Annotated in this window: 2 protein-coding genes; both read right to left on the bottom strand. The window is 32.7% G+C overall.

The features are described 5' to 3' along the window. Positions 1–1,067 precede the first annotated feature (1,067 nt). Positions 1,068–2,390: an alpha/beta hydrolase family protein gene (locus AFK68_RS44140; protein WP_371357213.1), complete on the bottom strand. Its 1,323-nt coding sequence runs from the start codon at positions 2,388–2,390 to the stop codon at positions 1,068–1,070. 24 nt (positions 2,391–2,414) lie between these two features. Continuing rightward, the coding region (locus tag AFK68_RS38025; protein WP_210407202.1) for an alpha/beta hydrolase at positions 2,415–2,887 on the bottom strand (473 nt) is incomplete at both ends.

The following is a 2,887-nucleotide window of genomic DNA, read 5'->3' as shown; positions in this document are numbered from 1 at the left end:
AAAGTATTTCACATTTAAAGAAAGATTTTTGGTTTCAACAGGGAGTACAAGAAGCTTTAGAAATCCTGAGATATTATCTTTTAAATTCTCCAAAAACTGTACAACCTATTCTGTAGTTAGCACCTGCTTCTACTGTGATAAAAATATCAAATATGAATGATCGAATTGTACTATTAGTCAGGGGATTGGATATTAAAGAAAGACTAAATTGATATAGAATTGGTTCAGGATATTCAGGAACTCTCAAGAAATTCAGACAGTATGCAGTTAGACTGGAATTAGACTAAATACTAATAGGATATAATCCCATTTTGCTCATACTCATAAATGATAATTTGCCTAAAGCTATAAATGCTTGATCTATGGGAGTTTGGCAAGTAATTTCAGGAAGCAAAACCTTTAATTAGGGTTTGCTGAATAAAGTCTTTTAGTAGGGGTAGGAGTCAGGATAAATGGGTATGGGAGCGAGGAGGTAGTGGGAGAATTATCCCTTAATTTTCCTGTAATATTGAGCCAAAAATGCTAATTTTTTGAACCTAAATGACCTAAAATTTCGTACTTTTTCCAGACCAANTGCTCATACTCATAAATGATAATTTGCCTAAAGCTATAAATGCTTGATCTATGGGAGTTTGGCAAGTAATTTCAGGAAGCAAAACCTTTAATTAGGGTTTGCTGAATAAAGTCTTTTAGTAGGGGTAGGAGTCAGGATAAATGGGTATGGGAGCGAGGAGGTAGTGGGAGGAATTATCCCTTAATTTTCCTGTAATATTGAGCCAAAAATGCTAATTTTTTGAACCTAAATGACCTAAAATTTCGTACTTTTTCCAGACCAAAAAAGGCTAAAAAAATTATCTATTAAGGCTTTTATCTTTAATCAGCAAGCCCTAATTCTATAAATCCAACTACAGGAATTGATTTGAAATTATGGTTACAAAATAGAAGAAATTTATATAGTATTGGGAAATAAGGATTTTCCTAATTTTAAGCCTTCTTATCTCTACTAGATAACTAAAGCATTCTTCCTTGCCGATACTATTTGTAGACAAATTTTTTCACCCCTGGAATTACTCGTTATTTCTAGCAAAAAGTTGAGCTAATTTTTCTACAGTTAAAGTAGACAAAAAACCCAAAGTATAGGGTTCCTCACTAATAGCTAAAGCATAAGAAGAACCTAAATAATTGAAATAATCAGAATCATTCCTCACATACATCTGAAAAAATGCCAAACCCAAAGCATTAATATAAGACTTAATCACAGGAGAACTTGCACTAACTAACTGATTTAAAGAGTCATCATCTACAGATTCTACATCCTGAATAGCAGTCACATTAAAATCCAGATGTTTAGCACCTTTTGTCAACATAAAATACTTCTCTTTTACTGGCAACCAAGTAAAAGGATAAACCTGTTCTCTTACTACCGGAGTTAATTGATCTTCACTACCAGCAACCCACAAAATCGGTATATTAATATTACTAAAACCTGACTGACCAAATATACTCCCATTCACTGGGTCCATAACTAATACTGACTTAATTCTTTCATCGCGAAAATTATAATTTTGATAATTTTGTTGAGGCAATTCCAAAGCACGACATTGTAAAAATAAGGAAGGATTTAAAGATTTAATCTGTGGCAAACAATCTTGTTTTAGTTGTTCAAAATTAATTTTTGCTCCAGCCAAAGCTAAAGCTGTATAAGCACCAAAAGATTGACCAGCCATTCCCACATTTTTTAGATTGAGCCTTCCTTGGAATTGAGATTTATTTCGCAGTTCTAACTCATCTAATAAATAACTAATATCTAGAGGTCTGTTAATAAATTCTTGGAGTTGAAATATATCTTTTTCTTCCCCATCCAGAAAAGCTTGAAAATGATTAAAATCACTCCCTGGATGTTGTACTTTTGCCACAGCAAAACCATAAGAAGCTAAATGTTTTGCTAAATGTTGCCATTGACTAAGTTTTGCAGCTAAACCAGGAGAAAGAATTACTACTGGCATAGTTTGATTTTTTGGTAGATTATCAGGTAAATAAAGATTAACAATAAATTGGCGTTTGCGACTTTTATCGTACAGTTTAAGAGTCTCTTGATAGAAATAAAAATTTCCTGGTTGGCGTAAATCTGGCAATCTGGAAAAATTTACTTTTGGTTCAGTATTAGCAGCAGTTAATGTCAGTTGGTTAACTTCTAGTAGCAGTTTTTCTGTATCTTGGATCAAGCTAACAAATTCTCTCTTAGTTGCCAGAATTTTAAGTATGTCAAACTGAATTTGACCAGAAAAATTCTTTAATAAATTTATGGGGGTAAAATCTTGAGATTCAGCAGTCGTGATTAAAGCTTCTCGAATAGCAACACCACCATTTGTACCATCTACCTGAATCATTTCTCCCAAATAATTCAGTAAATNATCTTGGATCAAGCTAACAAATTCTCTCTTAGTTGCCAGAATTTTAAGTATGTCAAACTGAATTTGACCAGAAAAATTCTTTAATAAATTTATGGGGGTAAAATCTTGAGATTCAGCAGTCGTGATTAAAGCTTCTCGAATAGCAACACCACCATTTGTACCATCTACCTGAATCATTTCTCCCAAATAATTCAGTAAATTTTCTCCCATTTGAGAATATAAACCTTGAGTCAGTTGTCTGGGATTAATCTTGAGTTGAAAATTCAGGATGTTTCGCAATTTTTCTTGATTTTCTGCATTTATAAATAGGAGATAAAGTTTTAATTCTTCATCAACTTTACCTGTTTCAGCATAATTTTCTAAAGCACCTAAAGAGACTCCTATTCTGAAAATACCGTAATTCAAATAAACTTGTTCTGCTGCTTTGGCTGAGAAAGTTGTTAATAAAAAGGGAATAGTTCCTAATATTAGGG

The organism is Hydrocoleum sp. CS-953, from assembly GCF_002260545.1.
Classification (GTDB): domain Bacteria; phylum Cyanobacteriota; class Cyanobacteriia; order Cyanobacteriales; family Microcoleaceae; genus Trichodesmium.
This window is presented reverse-complemented; position numbering and strand designations above follow the sequence as displayed.